This window comes from Mucilaginibacter sp. P2_A4, assembly GCF_056405015.1.
Map to the genome: position 1 here is coordinate 448308 of NZ_JBFUCX010000001.1, position 17970 is coordinate 466277.

The 17970-nt window shown below is 40.6% G+C and carries 21 protein-coding genes; 15 read left to right on the plus strand and 6 right to left on the minus strand.

Annotated features, from left to right (window positions below; translation table 11 throughout):
- Window positions 1-80 precede the first annotated feature (80 nt).
- The gene (locus AC1DYB_RS01665; RefSeq protein ID WP_477431892.1) at window positions 81-962 is read left to right on the plus strand and encodes a glycosyltransferase family protein; all 882 of its coding nucleotides are present in this window, start codon (window positions 81-83) and stop codon (window positions 960-962) included.
- A 153-nt stretch (window positions 963-1115) separates the two neighbouring features.
- Here the strand turns inward: AC1DYB_RS01665 and AC1DYB_RS01670 are convergent, their stop codons facing one another.
- Window positions 1116-2330, minus strand: coding sequence for a BaiN/RdsA family NAD(P)/FAD-dependent oxidoreductase (locus AC1DYB_RS01670; protein WP_477431894.1), 1215 nt, complete (start codon window positions 2328-2330; stop codon window positions 1116-1118).
- On the opposite strand from AC1DYB_RS01670, the gene AC1DYB_RS01675 reads away from it, so the two are divergent.
- From AC1DYB_RS01675 to AC1DYB_RS01685, 3 genes are read left to right on the plus strand one after another with little or no spacing between them, the layout of a single operon-like run.
- Window positions 2329-2937 carry an NADH-quinone oxidoreductase subunit A gene (locus AC1DYB_RS01675; RefSeq protein ID WP_295712927.1) on the plus strand — a complete coding sequence of 203 codons (609 nt, stop codon included), beginning with the start codon at window positions 2329-2331 and terminating at the stop codon, window positions 2935-2937. The genes AC1DYB_RS01670 and AC1DYB_RS01675 overlap by 2 nt on opposite strands.
- Window positions 2930-3412 carry an NADH-quinone oxidoreductase subunit B gene (locus tag AC1DYB_RS01680; protein WP_295712930.1) on the plus strand — a complete coding sequence of 161 codons (483 nt, stop codon included), beginning with the start codon at window positions 2930-2932 and terminating at the stop codon, window positions 3410-3412. Before AC1DYB_RS01675 ends, AC1DYB_RS01680 begins: the two co-directional genes overlap by 8 nt.
- A gap of 27 nt (window positions 3413-3439) precedes the next feature.
- Entirely contained in the window at window positions 3440-4102 is a 663-nt protein-coding gene (locus AC1DYB_RS01685) for a MafI family immunity protein (RefSeq protein ID WP_477431896.1), read from the plus strand.
- Between the two features lie 404 nt (window positions 4103-4506).
- Here the strand turns inward: AC1DYB_RS01685 and AC1DYB_RS01690 are convergent, their stop codons facing one another.
- Window positions 4507-5235, minus strand: a complete 729-nt coding sequence (locus tag AC1DYB_RS01690; RefSeq protein WP_477431898.1) for an SDR family oxidoreductase — start codon at window positions 5233-5235, stop codon at window positions 4507-4509.
- Between the two features lie 179 nt (window positions 5236-5414).
- On the opposite strand from AC1DYB_RS01690, the gene AC1DYB_RS01695 reads away from it, so the two are divergent.
- A complete protein-coding gene (locus tag AC1DYB_RS01695; protein ID WP_477431900.1) occupies window positions 5415-6317 on the plus strand; it encodes an alpha/beta hydrolase fold domain-containing protein in 903 nt (300 codons plus the stop codon).
- On the opposite strand, the gene AC1DYB_RS01700 is transcribed toward AC1DYB_RS01695, so the two are convergent.
- Complete coding sequence (locus AC1DYB_RS01700) at window positions 6318-6929, minus strand: hypothetical protein (RefSeq protein WP_477431902.1); 612 nt, start codon at window positions 6927-6929, stop codon at window positions 6318-6320.
- 114 nt (window positions 6930-7043) lie between these two features.
- Here AC1DYB_RS01700 and AC1DYB_RS01705 point away from each other — a divergent pair, with 114 nt between their 5' ends.
- The gene (locus tag AC1DYB_RS01705) at window positions 7044-7550 is read left to right on the plus strand and encodes a hypothetical protein (RefSeq protein WP_295712947.1); all 507 of its coding nucleotides are present in this window, start codon (window positions 7044-7046) and stop codon (window positions 7548-7550) included.
- Window positions 7550-8092, plus strand: a complete 543-nt coding sequence (locus tag AC1DYB_RS01710) for a GNAT family N-acetyltransferase (protein WP_477431904.1) — start codon at window positions 7550-7552, stop codon at window positions 8090-8092. The genes AC1DYB_RS01705 and AC1DYB_RS01710 overlap by 1 nt, the downstream gene beginning before the upstream one ends.
- Before the next feature lie 63 nt (window positions 8093-8155).
- Here AC1DYB_RS01710 and AC1DYB_RS01715 read toward each other — a convergent pair whose 3' ends face one another.
- Together AC1DYB_RS01715 and AC1DYB_RS01720 are read right to left on the minus strand one after the other, a co-directional pair.
- Complete coding sequence (locus tag AC1DYB_RS01715) at window positions 8156-8737, minus strand: fasciclin domain-containing protein (protein WP_295712952.1); 582 nt, start codon at window positions 8735-8737, stop codon at window positions 8156-8158.
- A 299-nt stretch (window positions 8738-9036) separates the two neighbouring features.
- A complete protein-coding gene (locus AC1DYB_RS01720; RefSeq protein ID WP_477393705.1) occupies window positions 9037-10491 on the minus strand; it encodes an NADP-dependent isocitrate dehydrogenase in 1455 nt (484 codons plus the stop codon).
- Window positions 10492-10675: 184 nt separating this feature from the next.
- On the opposite strand from AC1DYB_RS01720, the gene AC1DYB_RS01725 reads away from it, so the two are divergent.
- The 4 genes from AC1DYB_RS01725 (at window position 10676) to purE (ending at window position 13240) form a co-directional block, all read left to right on the plus strand.
- A complete protein-coding gene (locus AC1DYB_RS01725) occupies window positions 10676-11059 on the plus strand; it encodes a hypothetical protein (protein WP_477431906.1) in 384 nt (127 codons plus the stop codon).
- A 61-nt stretch (window positions 11060-11120) separates the two neighbouring features.
- The gene (locus AC1DYB_RS01730) at window positions 11121-12260 is read left to right on the plus strand and encodes a 5-(carboxyamino)imidazole ribonucleotide synthase (RefSeq protein ID WP_477393701.1); all 1140 of its coding nucleotides are present in this window, start codon (window positions 11121-11123) and stop codon (window positions 12258-12260) included.
- A gap of 99 nt (window positions 12261-12359) precedes the next feature.
- The gene (locus AC1DYB_RS01735) at window positions 12360-12710 is read left to right on the plus strand and encodes a four helix bundle protein (protein WP_477431908.1); all 351 of its coding nucleotides are present in this window, start codon (window positions 12360-12362) and stop codon (window positions 12708-12710) included.
- A 32-nt stretch (window positions 12711-12742) separates the two neighbouring features.
- Window positions 12743-13240, plus strand: a complete 498-nt coding sequence (gene purE / locus AC1DYB_RS01740) for a 5-(carboxyamino)imidazole ribonucleotide mutase (protein ID WP_477431910.1) — start codon at window positions 12743-12745, stop codon at window positions 13238-13240.
- A gap of 272 nt (window positions 13241-13512) precedes the next feature.
- Here the strand turns inward: purE and AC1DYB_RS01745 are convergent, their stop codons facing one another.
- The gene (locus AC1DYB_RS01745) at window positions 13513-14076 is read right to left on the minus strand and encodes a YqgE/AlgH family protein (protein WP_295712968.1); all 564 of its coding nucleotides are present in this window, start codon (window positions 14074-14076) and stop codon (window positions 13513-13515) included.
- 107 nt (window positions 14077-14183) lie between these two features.
- Between AC1DYB_RS01745 and pdxH the strand changes: the two genes are divergently transcribed.
- The 4 genes from pdxH (at window position 14184) to AC1DYB_RS01765 (ending at window position 17871) form a co-directional block, all read left to right on the plus strand.
- Complete coding sequence (gene pdxH, locus AC1DYB_RS01750; RefSeq protein WP_295712971.1) at window positions 14184-14831, plus strand: pyridoxamine 5'-phosphate oxidase; 648 nt, start codon at window positions 14184-14186, stop codon at window positions 14829-14831.
- Window positions 14828-15325, plus strand: a complete 498-nt coding sequence (locus tag AC1DYB_RS01755) for an NADH-quinone oxidoreductase subunit C (RefSeq protein ID WP_477431912.1) — start codon at window positions 14828-14830, stop codon at window positions 15323-15325. Before pdxH ends, AC1DYB_RS01755 begins: the two co-directional genes overlap by 4 nt.
- A gap of 228 nt (window positions 15326-15553) precedes the next feature.
- Window positions 15554-15910, plus strand: coding sequence for a BlaI/MecI/CopY family transcriptional regulator (locus tag AC1DYB_RS01760; protein WP_477393694.1), 357 nt, complete (start codon window positions 15554-15556; stop codon window positions 15908-15910).
- A gap of 11 nt (window positions 15911-15921) precedes the next feature.
- The gene (locus AC1DYB_RS01765) at window positions 15922-17871 is read left to right on the plus strand and encodes a M56 family metallopeptidase (protein ID WP_477431914.1); all 1950 of its coding nucleotides are present in this window, start codon (window positions 15922-15924) and stop codon (window positions 17869-17871) included.
- Window positions 17872-17970: the final 99 nt, after the last annotated feature.

Below are 17970 nucleotides of genomic sequence, written 5' to 3' on the forward strand. Positions count from 1 at the left end.
GTTTGCGGTGGGTGTGTTATTATATTGGGCTCAGCAAAGCTTTTTTGAAGACTAATCACAATTTAAATACCTTTGGCTTAATGAAAGTATCCGGATTTACATTTATCAGAAACGCGGTTAAAAACGACTATCCTATTGTTGAAGCTATTAACTCTGTTTTACCTCTTTGTGATGAGTTTATAGTAGCGGCCGGTAACTCTGATGATGGTACTCGCGAACTGATTGAGGCTATTGGCTCGCCTAAAATTAAAATAATTGATACCGTTTGGGATGATTCATTAAAAGATGGGGGAGTCGTTTTCGCGGTTGAAACAGATAAGGCTTTTGCAGCAATCTCGCCTGATAGCGATTGGGCTTTTTATATCCAGGGCGATGAGGCTGTGCATGAAAAATATCACCCCATCATTAAAAAGGAAATGGAGGATGCTTTAAACAAGCCAAACATCGAAGGTTTGCTGTTTAAATACCGGCATTTTTATGGCTCCTATGATTATTATGGCGATTCGAGACGCTGGTATCGCAGGGAGATTCGTTTATTGAAAAATATTAAAGGTATAAAAGCCTATCGTGATGCGCAGGGTTTCAGGTTGGATGACCGTAAGATAAAAGTGAAGTTGATTGATGCCTATATATATCATTATGGTTGGGCTAAACCACCGCAGGGCCTCAATAATAAAATCCGCAACTTTAATAAGTTTTATCATGATGATGCCTGGATGGCGCAAAACCTACCCGAAACTTACGAATTTGATTACAGCAATGCCGATAAATTAGTACGCTTTACAGGCACCCACCCTGCGCCTATCCTGAAGCGAATTGAGGCTACCAACTGGAATATCGACTTTAGCACCAAAGAGCTGCGTAAAAGCATGACCTTTAGGCGTAAGTTGCTTCAAAAGATAGAGCAGATTACCGGCTGGCGGATAGGCGAGTACAGGAATTATGAAATTGTGGAACGGTAAGCATTTTTTACCGTCATTGCGAGGCACGAAGCAATCTCTACATAAGCAAATCGTCTATGCAAAATCACCCTTTTGCGTGCGCTCTGTATAGTTTAGAGAGTGCTTCGTGTCTCGCAATGACGGGAGTATTATTCTACTTTTCTTAAATTCTGATCAAAGATTCTGCGCTATTACAAACCCACTTGCCCAGGCCCATTGAAAGTTGTAGCCTCCAAGCCAGCCCGTAACATCTACGCATTCACCGCCAAAAAATAAGCCGGGAATTTTCTTGGTTTCCAGCGTTTTAGATGATAGCTCATCGGTAGATAAACCACCGCGCATTACCTCGGCTTTGTCATATCCTTTATCGCCGGCCGGTTTTACTTTAAACTCATGTATTAAGGTACTAATATCCTCAATTTCGGTTTTGGTGAGGGATGCCAGGTTTTTCTCTACGGGTAATTTGTCGCTTAATGCCTCGGCAAACTTGCGGGTATATAAACCAGCCAGGTAGGCCAGTAACATTTTTTTACCATTGGTTTCTTTTTCCTGCTGAATCAGGTCGGCAATGTTTTGGTTAGGGAGCAGGTCGATATAAATATATTCGCCAGGTTTCCAGTAGGACGAGATTTGCAAAATGGCCGGGCCACTTAAACCCCAATGGGTAAACAGGATGTTCTCTTCAAAGCTAATCCTATCGTTCCAAACCCTGCAAAAGATACTGTTGCCAGATAATTGTTCATACCAGGGCTGATCTTTCCCGGTAATGGTAAGCGGTACCAGGGCGGGGGCGGTATCCGCTATTTTGAGGTCGAACTGGCGGGCTGTTCTTAAGCCAAAATCAGTAGCGCCCATTTTAGGGATAGGTAAGCCGCCAGCTGCTATCACCACACTTGGCGCGCTTATAAATTCTTGCCGGCCGGCAATTTCAACACGAACGGTAAAACCGTCATCGGTTTTTTCAACCATTTTTACATCGGCATCGCACCAGATCTCCTGGTCAAGATCGGCACATAGATTGGTGAAAACTTCTACCACATCTTTAGCCTTATCACTTACCGGGAATAACTGGCCAAGCGTTTTTTCCTTTCCTTCAATACCATAAGTTTCAAAAAAGCCGATGGTATCATCCACCGTCCATTGCGAAAAGGCTGATTTACAGAAATGTTGATTTTGCGATATAAATTGCTGGTCGGTAGCGTACAGATTAGTGTAATTACACCTTCCGCCGCCGCTGATGAGGATCTTGGCACCCACCCGGTCGTTTTTTTCGAGGACGAGGGTCCGTTTGCCTAAAAAGCCGGCTTGCACGGCGCACATGAGTCCGCACGCTCCTCCGCCAATTATTATTGCATCAAAATCTGTTTGTTTTGTTAATTTTGTAGTCATGACCGAAGTTTCGCAAATATCAGAATTTGGAAAGATACTCATCTTTCTGCTCACCGGAATAATAATGGTGTGCGTGATATTTTTTTTCAACAGATTATTGGCGCCCAATAACCCCAATTACGAGAAGCTAACGTCCTATGAATGTGGAGAAGAACCCACAGGAAATGCCTGGTTGCCCTTTAATTCGCGTTTTTATGTAATAGCGCTGATATTTTTATTGTTTGATGTAGAAATGGTATTTATTTTTCCCTGGGCTACCGTATTTGGGAATCACGAGCTAATTGCCGGGGACGCCCGCTGGGGATGGTTCTCTTTAGCAGAGATGTTCATCTTTTTGGGTATCCTGATATTAGGATTGGTTTATGCCTGGGCAAAGGGCGACCTGGAATGGATTAAAGCCAAACCTACGGTACCTACCACTGATGTAAATATCCCGGCATCGTTTTACGAAAAACTAAACCTGGAGCAAAGTAAATTTACTGTTAAAGCGTTTAATATGGGCAACGAACCGCTTGCGGAAGCCGTTGTTGCCGCAACACCAACAGAATTACCACCGGTAAGAAAACCGATGTTTAAACCCACCTTTAAAAAGCCTGCAAATGAGTAGCGAACTAACCAGCGAAGAAGGTGGTGTAGTGATCACCAAAATGAACGACCTGCTTAATTGGGCGCGTTTATCATCCTTATGGCCCTTGAGTTTTGGGATAGCCTGCTGTGCCATTGAAATGATGGGCTCCATGGCATCCACTTACGATTTGGACCGCTTTGGGGTTTTCCCGCGCCCATCAGCCCGCCAGGCCGATGTGATTATTATAGCAGGTACTGTGACCTTTAAAATGGCCGAGCGCATTAAACGCCTGTATGAGCAAATGCCCGAACCAAGATATGTGATCTCTATGGGATCATGCTCCAACTGTGGCGGCCCTTACTGGCAACATGGTTACCACGTGGTTAAGGGGGTAGATAGGGTGATCCCTGTTGATGTATACGTACAAGGCTGCCCACCGCGACCAGAAGCTTTAATTGGAGCTATATTAGAGCTGCAAAAGAAGATTGAGGGTGAGCGTTTGATTGGTGCTTAAAAGAGATTTAATACAAAATGAAATAGGATGATCAGTTGGTTTAAAAAACGAAAAAGTATTAAAGACCAACTGCTATATTTAATAAAAGTAGCTGAGTTATTCGGGCTGAATGAGGTTGATGTTAATAACTCGAAAGAGTACCTCCAATATAATGAATGTGGGGTATGCTTTGATTTACTTATAGCCAAAATGCATGAACATAATATCGAGATAGACGACGATATTTATACTGTTATCTGTGATGTTGCCAAGCGAATGAAGACGCCGGTTGAAGAATATTCTTTTATGAGAGAATTAGTTCGCGATAATCCTCAAAAGGCTGTAACTGTAAAGAAATACCCGTTTCATGAGCAGGTTTTGACTGGTGAAATAGAAAATGTTAGGGCAGGTCTTGCGCCTGAGATCAATTTAGATGAGCTTGATGGATTTGGTAATTCGCCCTTACATTGGGCTGTAATGGGCGGATATTTAGATATAGTTGAACTTTTACTCAGCGCCGGAGCCAATCCCAATACAATGTCATCACAAGGGTATACACCCAAATGGAGCGCTGCTGACTTTGGACTTAAAGAGATTGAAGTATTGCTGACATCATTTGGAGGGAAGATAGCTACAAATGAAAATTTTGATAATGTATCTTGGTCTGTATTCAAAGATTTTTTGGGCCAGCAGATGCCTGGTGGAGAATGAACAATTGAAAATATATGAAGGTACTCATCATCCTCCGTTCAACTTTCATCGTATTCACAATCATTTCCCGTTTTTTGTAGGCGATTTGAACATCATTTTCAGTGGTAACCTGCCTATGTAGCTTTTCGGCATTCGGGCATTTTATGTATACGGATGATATGGTAATGATGATGCCTGGTTTTATTCCCTTCAAAAGGTTCCTGGTTTACTTTACAGGGGTTTTAGAACCGGCTCTTGGTATTGCCTTGTTGTTTAACGGGCTACCTGTGACAAGTTAAAGAATTCCAGACTTACGAAGTTTTTAAAACTTCGTAAGTCTTTCGCCGCTTGTCATTTCCAACTTTAGAGTTTTCCGAATTTTATCAATTCAAATGACAAACTGGTAATTATGGTCGTTAGTTTTATTAATTCACCGTATTCAACCTGTTAAATATCCCCTTTATTTCTTCGGGACCGCCATTGGCCATCGCTTCACTAAATCCAAAAGTCAGTTCGGTTTTTTCGTTTTTCAATTGTTCAAAAATCGATTCGATAAACGCGCTTACCGGAGGATGTGCATCATGCAGGCCCTTGCCACCCAGATCGGTGTTCAATGCCGGTGGGATGATCTCAATCACCTCAATGTTTTTTGATTTTAGTAGATGACGTGCGGATAGCGTAAACGAATGGAAAAATGCTTTGGTTGCAGAGTATACTGGTACCATGGTAAAAGGCACAAAGGATAAACCCGAGGTCACGTTTATAATGGTGGTTAACGATTTTAGCTTCATGAACAGCGAGGTTAAATGTATTGGAGCCTCAATGTTGGTCGCAATTTCGGCCTTGGCACGCTCAAAAAAATCCTCGTCGGTAATTTTCATCCATTGCTGTACGCCTGCGTTATTTACCAGCACATTTAGGTCGCTGTGGTTTTCGGCAATCCAATCAAAAAGCTCCACACGTTCTGCTTCAACTGAGATATCGGATACCCGGGTAATTACTGATGGGTATTTATCGGCCACTTCCTGCAATACAGATTCGCGACGGCCGCAAACTATTACCGTATTGCCTTCCTGTATAAATCTTTCGGTAAGCCCTAAGCCGATGCCGCTTGCACCGCCGGTAATCAAAATTTTATTGTTGGTTAGTTTCATGTTATTTGTTTTGTAGTTGATATACCAAAGATGTTAATAAAACAAGGGAGCTTAGTTACGAATATCAAACCATAGTTTGCGAAATTCAAACCTGTTTAAAACTGATTATGCCGCTAATAATCTTTAATATCTTAACAAGGTATTTATATAAACACTATCTTTAATTCAACTAACCAATTATGAAAAAAAGCAGCCTGTATTTTATTGCAGCATTTGTTTGCGCGGTGAATATTTCAAAAGCCCAGGTAAATCCTAAGCCCGATATTTTTCCTAAAGGCACCACATTTATCAGCAATGTGCCATACGCCGGTGATACCCTCAAAAAGCATTTGTTGGATATCTATCTTCCGCAGGTTGTAAAAAGCAGTTATCCGCTTATTGTATGGATTCATGGCGGCGCGTGGATGCTGAATGATAAATATGCCGATATGGGTTATATGACCCAAACCATAAAAGGGTTTATCGATAAAGGATATGCGGTTGCATCAATAGATTATCGCCATAGTACCACAGCGCCATTTCCGGCACAGGTGCAGGATTGTAACCAGGCTGTTGAGTTTTTATACCAGAACGCCAATAAATACAAACTCGACCGCGATAAAATTGCACTCATTGGCTTTTCGGCAGGAGGGCATTTAGCTTCGTTGATGGGTTTATCTAATAACAACAATGTAAAAGAGTTTTACCAGGCCGGAAAAAAGCCTGCCTTCAAAATAAAACTGGTGCTTGATTTTTATGGCCCGTCGGATTTTTTATCGATCAAGGGTAACGAATCAACTGATCCTCAAAGTCCATTAACCTTACTGCTAGGTGCCCGGGTGTTTGACCGTCCCGACCTTGCTCAAGCAGCAAGCCCTGTTACTTATGTAGACAAAAATGATCCTCCTTTCCTTATTGTTCAGGGCGAAAAGGATGAATCTGTAAGTCCCCAGCAATCTATTCTACTTAGCTTACACCTAAAACTGGCCGGGGTAAAAAATGAGTTGATCATGGTGCCCAACGCCCCGCATTACGGGGTTATGTTTGATGCGGAGGACATCAGGAATAAGATATTTTATTATTTGAACGAGTATTTGAAATAATTAAGATCGTATCACACTACGTTCTTCTACAATCTCCTTTAAAAGTACCTGCAGTATCACAGCGTTCCAATCATTGGCGAAGCTTTTGCTGACGCACTGCTTTTTATTTTGGCAGTTGTAGATCATGAAATAAGTTTGGTAACTGCTTACAGCAATCTCGTCCCACTGTAATATATGTTGACGTTCCCAACCAATGCCATCACAATGGAACCGGATACCGCAAAGCTCAAAAGTTTGATGTATTGTATATAACTCATGGTAATAGCTAAACATATTTATAAAATAGTTTTTCCATAGCTGCTGTATAATATCGGCCCATAATTTACCGTACAAATGTTTACGGATGCCGTAATAACTACCAAGTTTAATCCGCGTTATTTTTTGCTCATCATTTTGTATCTCAATAAAATATTGGCGGCCAAACACAAAATTATATCCCCTCGTCCAGGTAATTCCATACCGGAAAGCTGCAATATTTTGAGTAGGTAAAAACACTGTTGAAACAAAGCTCCGTTGTTTTTCAATCGTCAATCCCTCCACCTCAAAACATAGTTTTTTGCTTGCTTTGTTGCTTAGCAATCCGGGGATCTCAATTGTGTTTTCGGCATTCATTTGGTATAAAAATAGGCATCAGTTTTAATACTTTATTTAACTGTAAAAAATAAACCTGTCAATACAGGTGCTTTTTATAAAAAGCATAACTTTATAGTATTAAATCTCATCACCATGGCTGCAAAAAATATCAAACCACAACAAAACGACGCCATACTTACTATTTTATGGCTTTGTTTTTTAACAGGAACGCTTGATGGCATCGCAGCCATCATCTGGAACTATTTCACCAACGGCAGTATTCATGCTGATATTATTTTTAAGTTTATAGCAAGTGGCGTATTTGGCAAAGCAGCATTTAATGGCGGTGCCGAAATGGTGTTGGCCGGAGTTATATTCCATTATCTCATTGCTTTTTTATTTACGGCCGTTTTTTACCCGCTTTACCCCATTTGCGATAAGCTTTTGCGCAATAAATATTTAATTGCCATTTTTTATGGGGTTATCACCTGGCTGGTGATGAATCTTGCTGTTGTACCTTTAAGCAAAATTGGGTTTCACCCTATCAAGGTGCAGGTTGCTTTAACGGGGATTATTATACTGATAATTTGTATAGGTTTGCCGATAGCTCTTATTGCAGATAAAAAATATTGGGCATCTAAATTTACACCGCTTAAGTAATGCCTGTTAGGTTTCCATCAACGCAATTTCCAGAATTGCATACCCATCGGTTGAGGTTAAGAGAGCTGATGTTTAGTGATACAGAACAACTATTAGCAATCCGTAGTAACGATGATATAAACCTTTTTATCGGCCGCAGTTCGGTGCAGACTGCCGAAGCCGTAAATCAGTTTATAGCGGCGCGGAGAAAGGATATGATCGATAAGCGAAGTGTGTACTGGGGTATTGAACTTAAATGCTCAGGTAAACTTATAGGAGCAATATGCTACTGGAACCTCAATGATAAGGCCATAAGTGCCGAAATAGGTTATGAGCTATTACCATCTGAACAAGGTAAAGGTTTGATGAAAGAGGCTGTTGATAGCGTTATTGCTTATGGCTTTGATGAAATGGAGCTGAATACCATAACAGCATGGCTTTCTCCTGCAAATGTGAAATCTGTTCAGTTACTGGAGCGACATCATTTTAGTTATAATGAAACCATTGATGAACAGCTTGTTTACAAATTAAACCGCCTTACCTGGCAAACAGGTATCCTTTAACAAAAAAAGGACCAAGCGTTTTACCGCCCGGCCCTATGGATTTAAAAATTGGACTGAAAATCTTTATTGTGGCATTAATACGCCGTTTAATCCATGTACAACACCATTTGATGCCATAGTATCAAAAGATATTACCTGCGCGGCATTTCCTTTTGCATCCACAATCTGTAAATTGCTTTTGTCATTAACAGATAAGTTAAGCACCTCGCCATCGATGGTTTTTAATGAGGCTTTACCTTTGCCTGCACTTAATGCTTTGATAATATCGGCTTTGGTATATTTACCTGCTACTACGTGGTATTTTAGCAATTTAGCCAGTTTAGCATGATCTTTAGTTAAGTCATCCATGGTTGGCTTAGGTACTTTACTGAAAGCTACATCGTTAGGTGCAAATATGGTAAATGGGCCAGGGCCTTTTAAGGTAGCTTCCAGATCGGCAGTTTTTACAGCCAGTGCCAATGGCGCAAAATCAGTAGTAGTGGCCAATACACCTACCACATCGCCTGATGAGGCAGCTGTCGCTGCCTGGGTAGTTGCAGGAGCAGCTTTAGCAGTAGTATCCTGTTGTTGTGTTTGTGCGATTGCGTTGTTCGATAAAAATCCAATAGCTAATGAGGCTACGGCAATTAAAACTGACTTTTTCATGTTCATCTTTCTTTGATCTTGTTAGTAAATAAAATGTAAATGAGTAGCAGTTTTTCCTGATAATTTCCTTTTAGTTATATATTTAGTTAGTTATTGTATTTATTATAACTAATAATTACATAAAAGGTTTTCAGTAAACACGAATTTTACTAATTGTATCGAATTTCACGAATTGAGATTGGCTCTAATTGCACTGATGATTTTAAATTATACGAAAGGTAATTTGCACGAATTTATTCCAATACATCAGTATAAATTCGTGTAAATTACCTTTCAATTTGTGAAATTGGTGTCTATTTTTATTGGCCCTGTGCCAGGGTGTAGCCAATTTTACCGTCGAATTTCATGAGGAACTCAACCGAACAAACTTTTACTTTTTCAGAAAAATCTGCAGCTATGTGGAGCAGTTCTTTTTGGGTTATTTGCAAACCTGGTTTCTTTTCAAAGCGTACACGGTATTCGTTCACCAGTTCAGTGTAGATAGATCCTGTGGGCCATACCTGCGTGCCTCGGTTGGAGATCATCACCAGGTCGAAGTTATCTGTAAGTACAGTTTTTGCGATCTCGGCAAGTGCGGCAGGTTGTACCTTTGATTCAACAAAAACATCAACACCAACCATTTCTTCTTTGATGTTTTTGGTAGCTGTAAGCTTGTTTTTTAAAGGTTGTATTTTTTCGGCCTTTACTGCTAAGTCGGGATTTGAAAACACGCCTCCGCTTGCAGGTACTTTACCCAGGTTGGCAATAATGGCATTTGTAAAGCTATTTGTATTTGATGCAGGAATAGTTTTATCGCCAAAATCACCGGTATGCACACCTTGCTCTAAGGTATATAATAACGCGTTTTCGATATCAGCCGCATTTTTAGAAAAACCCAGGAAACGTAGCATCGAAATGCCCGATAACAACAACGCCGTTGGGTTAGCTATGCCTTTGCCCGCAATATCCGGTGCGGTGCCGTGTACGGCTTCAAAAATGGATATATTATCGCCAATATTGGCTGATGGCGCAAAACCAAGACCACCAACTAAACCTGCGCACAGATCAGATACGATATCGCCCTGAAGGTTGGTTAATACGATGGCTTCAAAAGTTTGCGGGCGGGTTACCAGTTTCATGCACAAATCGTCCACAATAATATCCGAGGCCTCAATATCCGGGTATTCTTTAGCTATTTCCTGGAAAACTTCAAGGAAAAGGCCATCGGTAAGTTTCATGATATTGGCTTTATGGCCGCAGGCTAATTTTTTAAGTCCCTTGCGGCGGGCCATTTCAAACGCATAGCGAATAACCTGTTCAGACCCCGGGCGGGTGATTATACGCCTGCCAACGGCCACATCATACGTCAGCAAGTGCTCAATACCTCCGTAAGTATCTTCAATGTTTTCGCGGATGATGGTTAAATTGATAGGGATGCCTGCTTTAGAGAAAACGGTATCAACGCCGTTCAGGCTGCGAAAATCGCGCTGGTTGGCATAAGTGTTCCACACTTTGCGGGCTGTTACATTGATGCTCTTTACACCCTTGCCTTTTGGCGTTTCCATAGGGCCTTTAAATAATAAGCCAAGTGTTTCAATGGTTTCCTTAGCTTCTGGCGTCATCCCGGTGGAGTGTCCCGCATCGAAATAGGATTTACCCATCTCAACAAATTCATATTCAAGCTGTACATCGTTTGCCTCAAAAACGTTTAGTACGGCCTGCATTATTTCGGGGCCTATCCCATCACCATTGGCAACTGCTATTTTGGTTTTCATAGAAAATATATAATAGTAAAAAACGGCGCAAAGGTAGCCGTTTTAAAGGCTTTAAATGGGCGGCGATACTTTATCAGCCAATTTGTGACATTTATATTAAAGCTTTACGCCCGCTGATTCATTTATTTGCATAATAAATAATAACAGGCATCACATTAAAGTGTTTTGCCCCAACAGATCACGTATGAAAGGACTTCCAAAGCAACTTTTTAAAACTTTTATATTCTCGCTTATTTTATCAATAGCGGCGACCAGTATTTATTATGCTATAAAGCAAAAAGGGTTAGACTACAGCCATGTGCTGCCTGTTATTTTTGAAGATATATTCTTTTTAAATATTATAGTGTTCGTGATGTCGTTGCCGGCGCTATTCCTGGTAAATCCCATTTATTGGAATAATCTTACGGTTAGGTTACCATTGTATTTTTCAGGTTCAATCGCATTTTTAGCAACTTCTATGACCATGAAGCTGCAGCCTGCAGATAAAGTTGTTTACTTGCTTACCGGCGCTATTTTTATGATAGTTCATTCGGTTTTTTATTATTTAACGGTAAAAAGGCGGGTATAGCTATAGATGTTTAAGCAAAAATAGGCTTTTTGAAAGATTTCAGGTAAACTTGCAACATCAAATGAAAGCATTTTACGGAGATCTAAAATTGGGTATCTTGGGCGGCGGCCAGTTAGGGCGCATGCTGATACAACAGGCTATAAATTATAATGTTACGGTTAAAATTCTTGATCCGGACCGTGAAGCACCGTGCCGAAAACTGTGCGATGAGTTTACTGTAGGTTCGCTGGGCGATTATGAAACCGTTTACAATTTCGGTAAAACTGTTGATCTGCTAACCATCGAAATTGAAAAGGTTAACGTGGATGCACTTGAACAGCTGGAAAAAGAAGGGGTGATGGTTTACCCGCAATCGCGCATTATCAGGCTGATACAGGATAAAGGTTTGCAAAAGCAGTTTTTTAAGGAAAATGATATTCCGACTGCTGATTTTCAGATCATATCATCGCCACAACAGTTACAGCAAAGCTACATCCCGTTCCCTTACATACAAAAGCTGCGCCGGGATGGTTATGATGGTAAAGGCGTTTACAAAGTGCTTGATGCAACATACCTCGATAAAGCTTTTAAAGAGCCGAGCCTGATTGAAAAATGGATTGATTTTGAAAAGGAAATTGGCGTTATAGTTGCCCGTAATGAAAACGGTGAGGTGAGCGCTTTCCCGCTGGTAGAAATGGAGTTTAATCCCGAAGCAAACCTGGTGGAATTTTTGATATCGCCATCAACCTTGCCTTTTGAGATACATCAACAGGCCGAGCAAATAGCCAAAAAGATAGCCGAAAGCCTGAAAATTGTTGGTTTACTGGCTGTAGAAATGTTTTTAGATAAACATGGCAAAATATTGGTGAATGAATTGGCCCCACGTCCGCACAATAGCGGGCACCAAACTATTGAGGGTAATGTGGTTTCGCAGTTTGAACAACATTTACGAGCCATATTTAACCAGCCATTGGGTGATACCGCCTGCCTGAACAACGCCATTATGGTAAACGTTTTGGGCGAAACCGGCTACGAAGGACCTGCAATTTACCAGGGCATAGAGAAGGTAATGAAGGTACCGGGAGTATATATCCACCTGTACGGCAAGGCATTGACCAAGCCATTCAGGAAGATGGGGCATGTTACGATTGTTGATATAGATAGGGAGAAAGCAATTGAGAAGGCGAGATTTGTGCAGAAGACGCTTAAAGTGATAAGTTAACTTGGTTCATGGTTTATTGATCATAGTTCATGGTAGCAGCAAGTTAGAACACAATGTGTCTTGAATTAATTTGGAGTAATAGTTTAGTAAAAAATATAAATGGCATTTAGGTTTGAGGATCTTCAGGTGTGGCAAAAAGCTATGGATTTGGATGAACAAATAAATCAGCTCACTAAAACTTTTCCTAAAGAAGAAATTTATATTTTAACATCGCAGATAAAAAGAGCCGCCGATTCGGTTGTTCTAAATATAGCAGAAGGTTCGACTGGTCAAACCAAAGCAGTTTTTAAGTTATTTTTAGGATACTCGTTACGATCAGCGATAGAAGTAGTAAGTTGTCTTTTTATTGCAAAGAGAAGAGTATATATTGATGAAGATAATTTTAGATTATTATATAATGAATACGAGGTATTGGTAAAGAAAATCACAGCACTTAGAAATTCCATCTAATGCGTTTTACCATGAACCATGAACCATGAACCATGAACAATAAAGAACCAAAAGTAGCCATCATCATGGGCAGCAAATCCGATCTGCATATTATGCAGGATGCGGCCGATGTATTAAAAGAATTAGGTGTTGATTACGAAATTACAGTGGTATCGGCACACCGCACACCAGATAGGATGTTCAGCTACGCACGTGCAGCTGCAGATCGTGGTATAAAGGTGATTATTGCGGGCGCCGGCGGTGCAGCACATTTGCCGGGCATGGTGGCGTCATTAACACACTTGCCTGTTATTGGAGTGCCTGTAAAATCAAGCAACTCCATAGATGGCTGGGATTCTATCCTGTCTATCCTGCAAATGCCCAATGGTATTCCGGTGGCTACGGTAGCGCTGAACGCCGCCAAAAATGCAGGTATACTGGCAGCGCAGATATTGTCAACAGCCGATGAGTACCTTGTTAAGAACCTTATTGATTTTAAAGAAGATCTGAAGAAAAAAGTAGAGGAATCTGCAAAGGAAATGGAAGGTTAGCAGTTAGCAGTTAGCAGTTTGCAGTTAGCAGTTTGCAGTTAGCAGTTAGCAGTTTGCAGTTAGCAGTTAGCAGTTTGCAGTTAGCAGTTAGCAGTTAGCAGTTAGCAGTTTGCAGTTTGCAGTTTGCAGTTTGCAGTTTGCAGTTTGCAGTTTGCAGTTTGCAGTTTGCAGTTTGCAGTTTTTTTGAGAGGCCAACCAAGTTAGTCAAAATTCTGAAAATTCTTTAATTCTGTAAATTCTGGTTCAGACAAAATAGACGTTCAACTATCAACTCAGTTTAAAGCCGGGTTTTCTGGAAAGTTGGCAATATGGGCATATCGGTTACCTAAATTAATTACTACCTCTTTCCAAAGATTATGTTCGTCGTTGCTGAAAAGGCTTTCGGCTTTAAATTTATCAGATACTATCCAACTGTCGGCATTGATCTCTTCGTCCAGCTGCTGCGCGGTCCAGCCAGAGTAGCCTGCAAAAAATTTGATCTCGGATTCATTAAGCTGGTAATTGCCAACCAGTTTTTTTACCACTTCAAAATCGCCACCCCAGAATAAGCCTGGGGCAATCTCGATACCGCCTTCAAGCTTTTCGGGAACACAGTGTATAAAATGCAATGTGTTTTTAGCTACCGGGCCGCCTTCATAAACCGGCATTTCTGAATAGGAAACATCGGGCAATACATCACCAAGCATATATTCGCCCTGGTGGTTTAAAATAAAGCCCATAGCGCCATCGGGTGAAAATTCGGTTAGTATAATAACTGATCTTTTGAAGTTCGGATCCATCATAAATGGTTCCGAAATAAGTAAACGCCCTGCGGCAGCCGAAATAAGACTTAGCATAAAGGTTTATATTTAAATGACACAACAATCATAATAAAAATATGTTCATTTATGAAAATGAATTGTATTCAATGTATACGGATTAATTAATTTGTAAGTTTGCACAAATGGATCAGCAGGAATTACAAAATTTAAGGCAGGATTATTCTGCCGCAACTTTATTGGAAAATAGCACCAAAGCCGACCCGATAAACCAGTTTGAACAATGGTTTAACGAAGCCTTAGCCGCAGAATTGCCAGAACCTAATACAATGATACTGGCTACTGCCACATCTACAGGAAAGCCATCAGCAAGGGTACTTTTATTAAAGGGCTTTAATCATGCGGGCTTTGTGTTTTATACCAATTACTTAAGCCGTAAAGGTAAAGAAATCACCAAAAATCCGCAGGGAGCTATAACTTTTTTCTGGGGCGAATTGGAACGCCAGGTACGTATTGAAGGTACTATCGAAAAACTAAGCAAGGAGGAATCTGAAAGGTATTTCCACTCGCGCCCAAAAGACAGCCAGTTAGGCGCTTTGGTGTCGCCGCAAAGCCAGGAGATTGATGACCGTAGCGCGCTGGAGGAGAAAATGACTCAACTGGAAACTGAATATGAAGGTAAGGAAGTGCCAAAGCCATCATACTGGGGCGGTTATATTTTAAAGCCACAAATGGTAGAGTTTTGGCAGGGAAGGCCAAGCAGATTGCATGACCGTATCCTTTATAAAAGAACCGATAAAAAGACCTGGAAAAAAGTACGTTTGGCTCCATGATGTTTAACGATATCAAATTATTACTCATCCAAAAATTTGGTGAGGCTGTAATTACAGGCGAAGAAACTGGCGGGCTGCAACCCGCCTTGCTTATTAATCCTGATGATATTGACATCGTATGCCTGGAGTTGAGGAACAATCCCGAAACCTACTTTGATTTCCTATCAAGCATTAGTGGGGTACATTATAATGATGAAACTAACCGCTACGGCGTGGTTTATCATTTAACATCAATCCCCTATAAAACACAGCTTACATTAAAAATAAGCAAACCACATGACCGCGAAAGTGATCAACTCCCTGAATTTAAAAGTATAACCAGCGTTTATCGAACTGCCGACTGGCATGAACGCGAAACTTACGACCTTTTAGGTATTTTTTTCACCAATCACCCCGATCTGCGCCGCATATTATTACCCGATGAATGGGAAGGTTTCCCGCTTCGTAAGGATTATAAGGCTGCTGAGTACTATAAGGGGATTAAAATAGATTAGCACACTTTTATAATTCTTCTGACCCAGAGGTTGTGCCGAACTTGTTTCGGCACTCTATACAGTACAGGTAATCATTACCTGTATCTTCTCTATTGCATACTTTGCATGTGGGGTGCCGGGACAAGTTCCATAAGTTAGCTATAACAAAAAGCCCGCCTCGTTAAAAATTGTTAAATTATTTTGTTAATTACGAAATGTTCGTAGCTTTACGAAACAATCGTAATTAGTATGGAAAAATTATCTAAACAGGAAGAGGAAGCTATGCAGGCAGTATGGCAAAGCGGTGCTGGTTTTATAAAAGATTTTCTTGACCAGATGGCCGAGCCCAAGCCACCATATACCACGCTGGCCTCAACCATAAAAAACCTGGAACGCAAAAGTTTTTTGAAGAGTGAAAAAATGGGAAACTCGTTGCGTTACAGCGCTGCCATAAAGGAGGAGGAATATAAAAAGCGCTTTATGAGTGGTTTTGTGAGTGATTACTTCCAAAACTCATATAAAGATTTGGTTACTTTTTTTGCTAAAGAAAAGAAACTGAGCGCCAGTGATCTGCAGGAGATTATTAAACTGATTGAAAAACAATAAACCATAAAGCCATGCCAGCATTGTTTGTTTTTTTGCTTAAAGTAAATGTTGCTTTGTTATTGTTTTGCGCTGGTTATTACCTGGTATTGAGGCATCTTACCTTTTATACCCTTAACCGCTTTTATCTGCTTACGGCTATTCTGTTTGCAAGTATTTACCCCAGGATAAACCTGAACGATTTTGTTCAGCAGCACCAGGCTTTGGCCCGGCCGGTTCAACGGGTTGTAATTAACTGGCAGGCTCCGGCGCAGGCGCTGGTAAAACAGGTTGATAACCCAAACTATTGGTTTTATGTAGAAGTAATATTCTGGGTAGGGGCGGCCTTCCTTGCCGTACGGTTATTTATACAATTGTTTTCTTTATACCGGTTATATAAAAGCTCACAACCGGCCACCATTGGCAACCACCATGTAAGGGTGATGGATCAGGATATAGCGCCATTCTCGTTCTGGCAAAGTATTTTTGTAAACCCTGCCAACCACGAGCCAACTGACCTCAAGGCCATATTGTTACATGAACAGGTGCACGTAAACCAATGGCATACAGCCGATATTTTATTGGCCGAGTTCAGCAGTATTTTTTACTGGTTTAACCCCGGTATCTGGCTCATGAAAAAAGCCATCCGCGAAAATATTGAATTCATAACCGATCAAAAGATCCTTAAAAAAGGCATCGATAGTAAAACTTATCAGTATAGCCTGGTTTCGGTAAGTTTTAATAATACCCAACCTGGCATAGTTAATCATTTCAATTTATCAACCATAAAAAAACGTATCATCATGATGAATGCTAAAAGATCTTCAAAAATAAACCTAACCCGCTATGCTTTTTTAGTGCCGGCAGTTGTTGCACTGTTGCTGGTTTTCAGTATTTCAAAGGCCGATTTTGTGAAACCTATTAAAATTACCCTCGCAAATGCAGTTAAGCCATTTACAAATGCTATACACGTCACTATCGCAAAGAAAGCCGATACACTTAAACTCGTTTCAAAACCGGTAAAAGGGGATACTTCAAAAACAACCTTTACTGTAATAACAGACAGCGATACTTCGGTGTACTATATCAATGGAGTAAAGGGAAACGCAAAAAATGTTGATCCTAATAGTATCACGGGCACTTATGTTTTAGATGGTAAGCAGGCTGCGCAATTCATTAAGGAGAAGTATAAGGAAAATGTGCAGGTTGTGTTTATAACTACCAAAAACTCCGTAGCAGGACAAAAATTAAAGGAAAAGCTGGATAGTTATTTAAAGGTTCACCCAGGTGTGGATGTTGCTACAGCTACTAGCTTTCCTGATGTGGACTTAAAGGGAGATGTACAAAAAGTTATGGTTAGCGACTTTAAAATTGTAAGCGATACATTGAAAGATGGCGCTGGAAAAGCAAAAACCGTTTATTATAATTATAACGTTACACCCCGTGTTCCAGGCGTTTCAGGAAAATCAATTACCAAAGTAATTATTGCTGGTAAAAATAATCAGGTAATTAAATCAGATATCAAAATAAATGGGGTTGTTACCAATTCCGTTACCGCCAACACAATTGAGGATGATAACGCTGAAGGCGATATTGCAAAGGTAGTTGGGACTACAGCCGCTGTTTCCAAAAATGTAACCATTACTAAAAGAATTAACGCCAACGGTACTTCAACGGCAACAGTTAGCGGTTGGAGCACCAGCCCGGCAATTAAAACAATTGTAGTAAACGGCAAAAGCGTTAATGATACCATAATGGCGGCGACCAGCCCTCGTGTAATCTACATTCGTAAAACCGCTGATAGCACAAAGGCAAGTCCGCTGATCCTGATTGATGGTAAAGAAGCTTCATCAAAAGGAATGAAAGACCTTAATCCCAATGATATTGATAACGTGAGTGTTTTAAAAGATGATGCCGCAGTAAAAAAGTATGGCGACAAAGCCAAACAAGGTGTTATCATGATTAGCTTAAAGAAGAAAAAATAAAGATCAGGGAGGGGGCCGACTGGGTTAGATTAAGTTGATTTAGGATCAGTTAATAGTTAATAATGAAAGTTCTTTCTCTAAACTTAATCAACCCAGCTG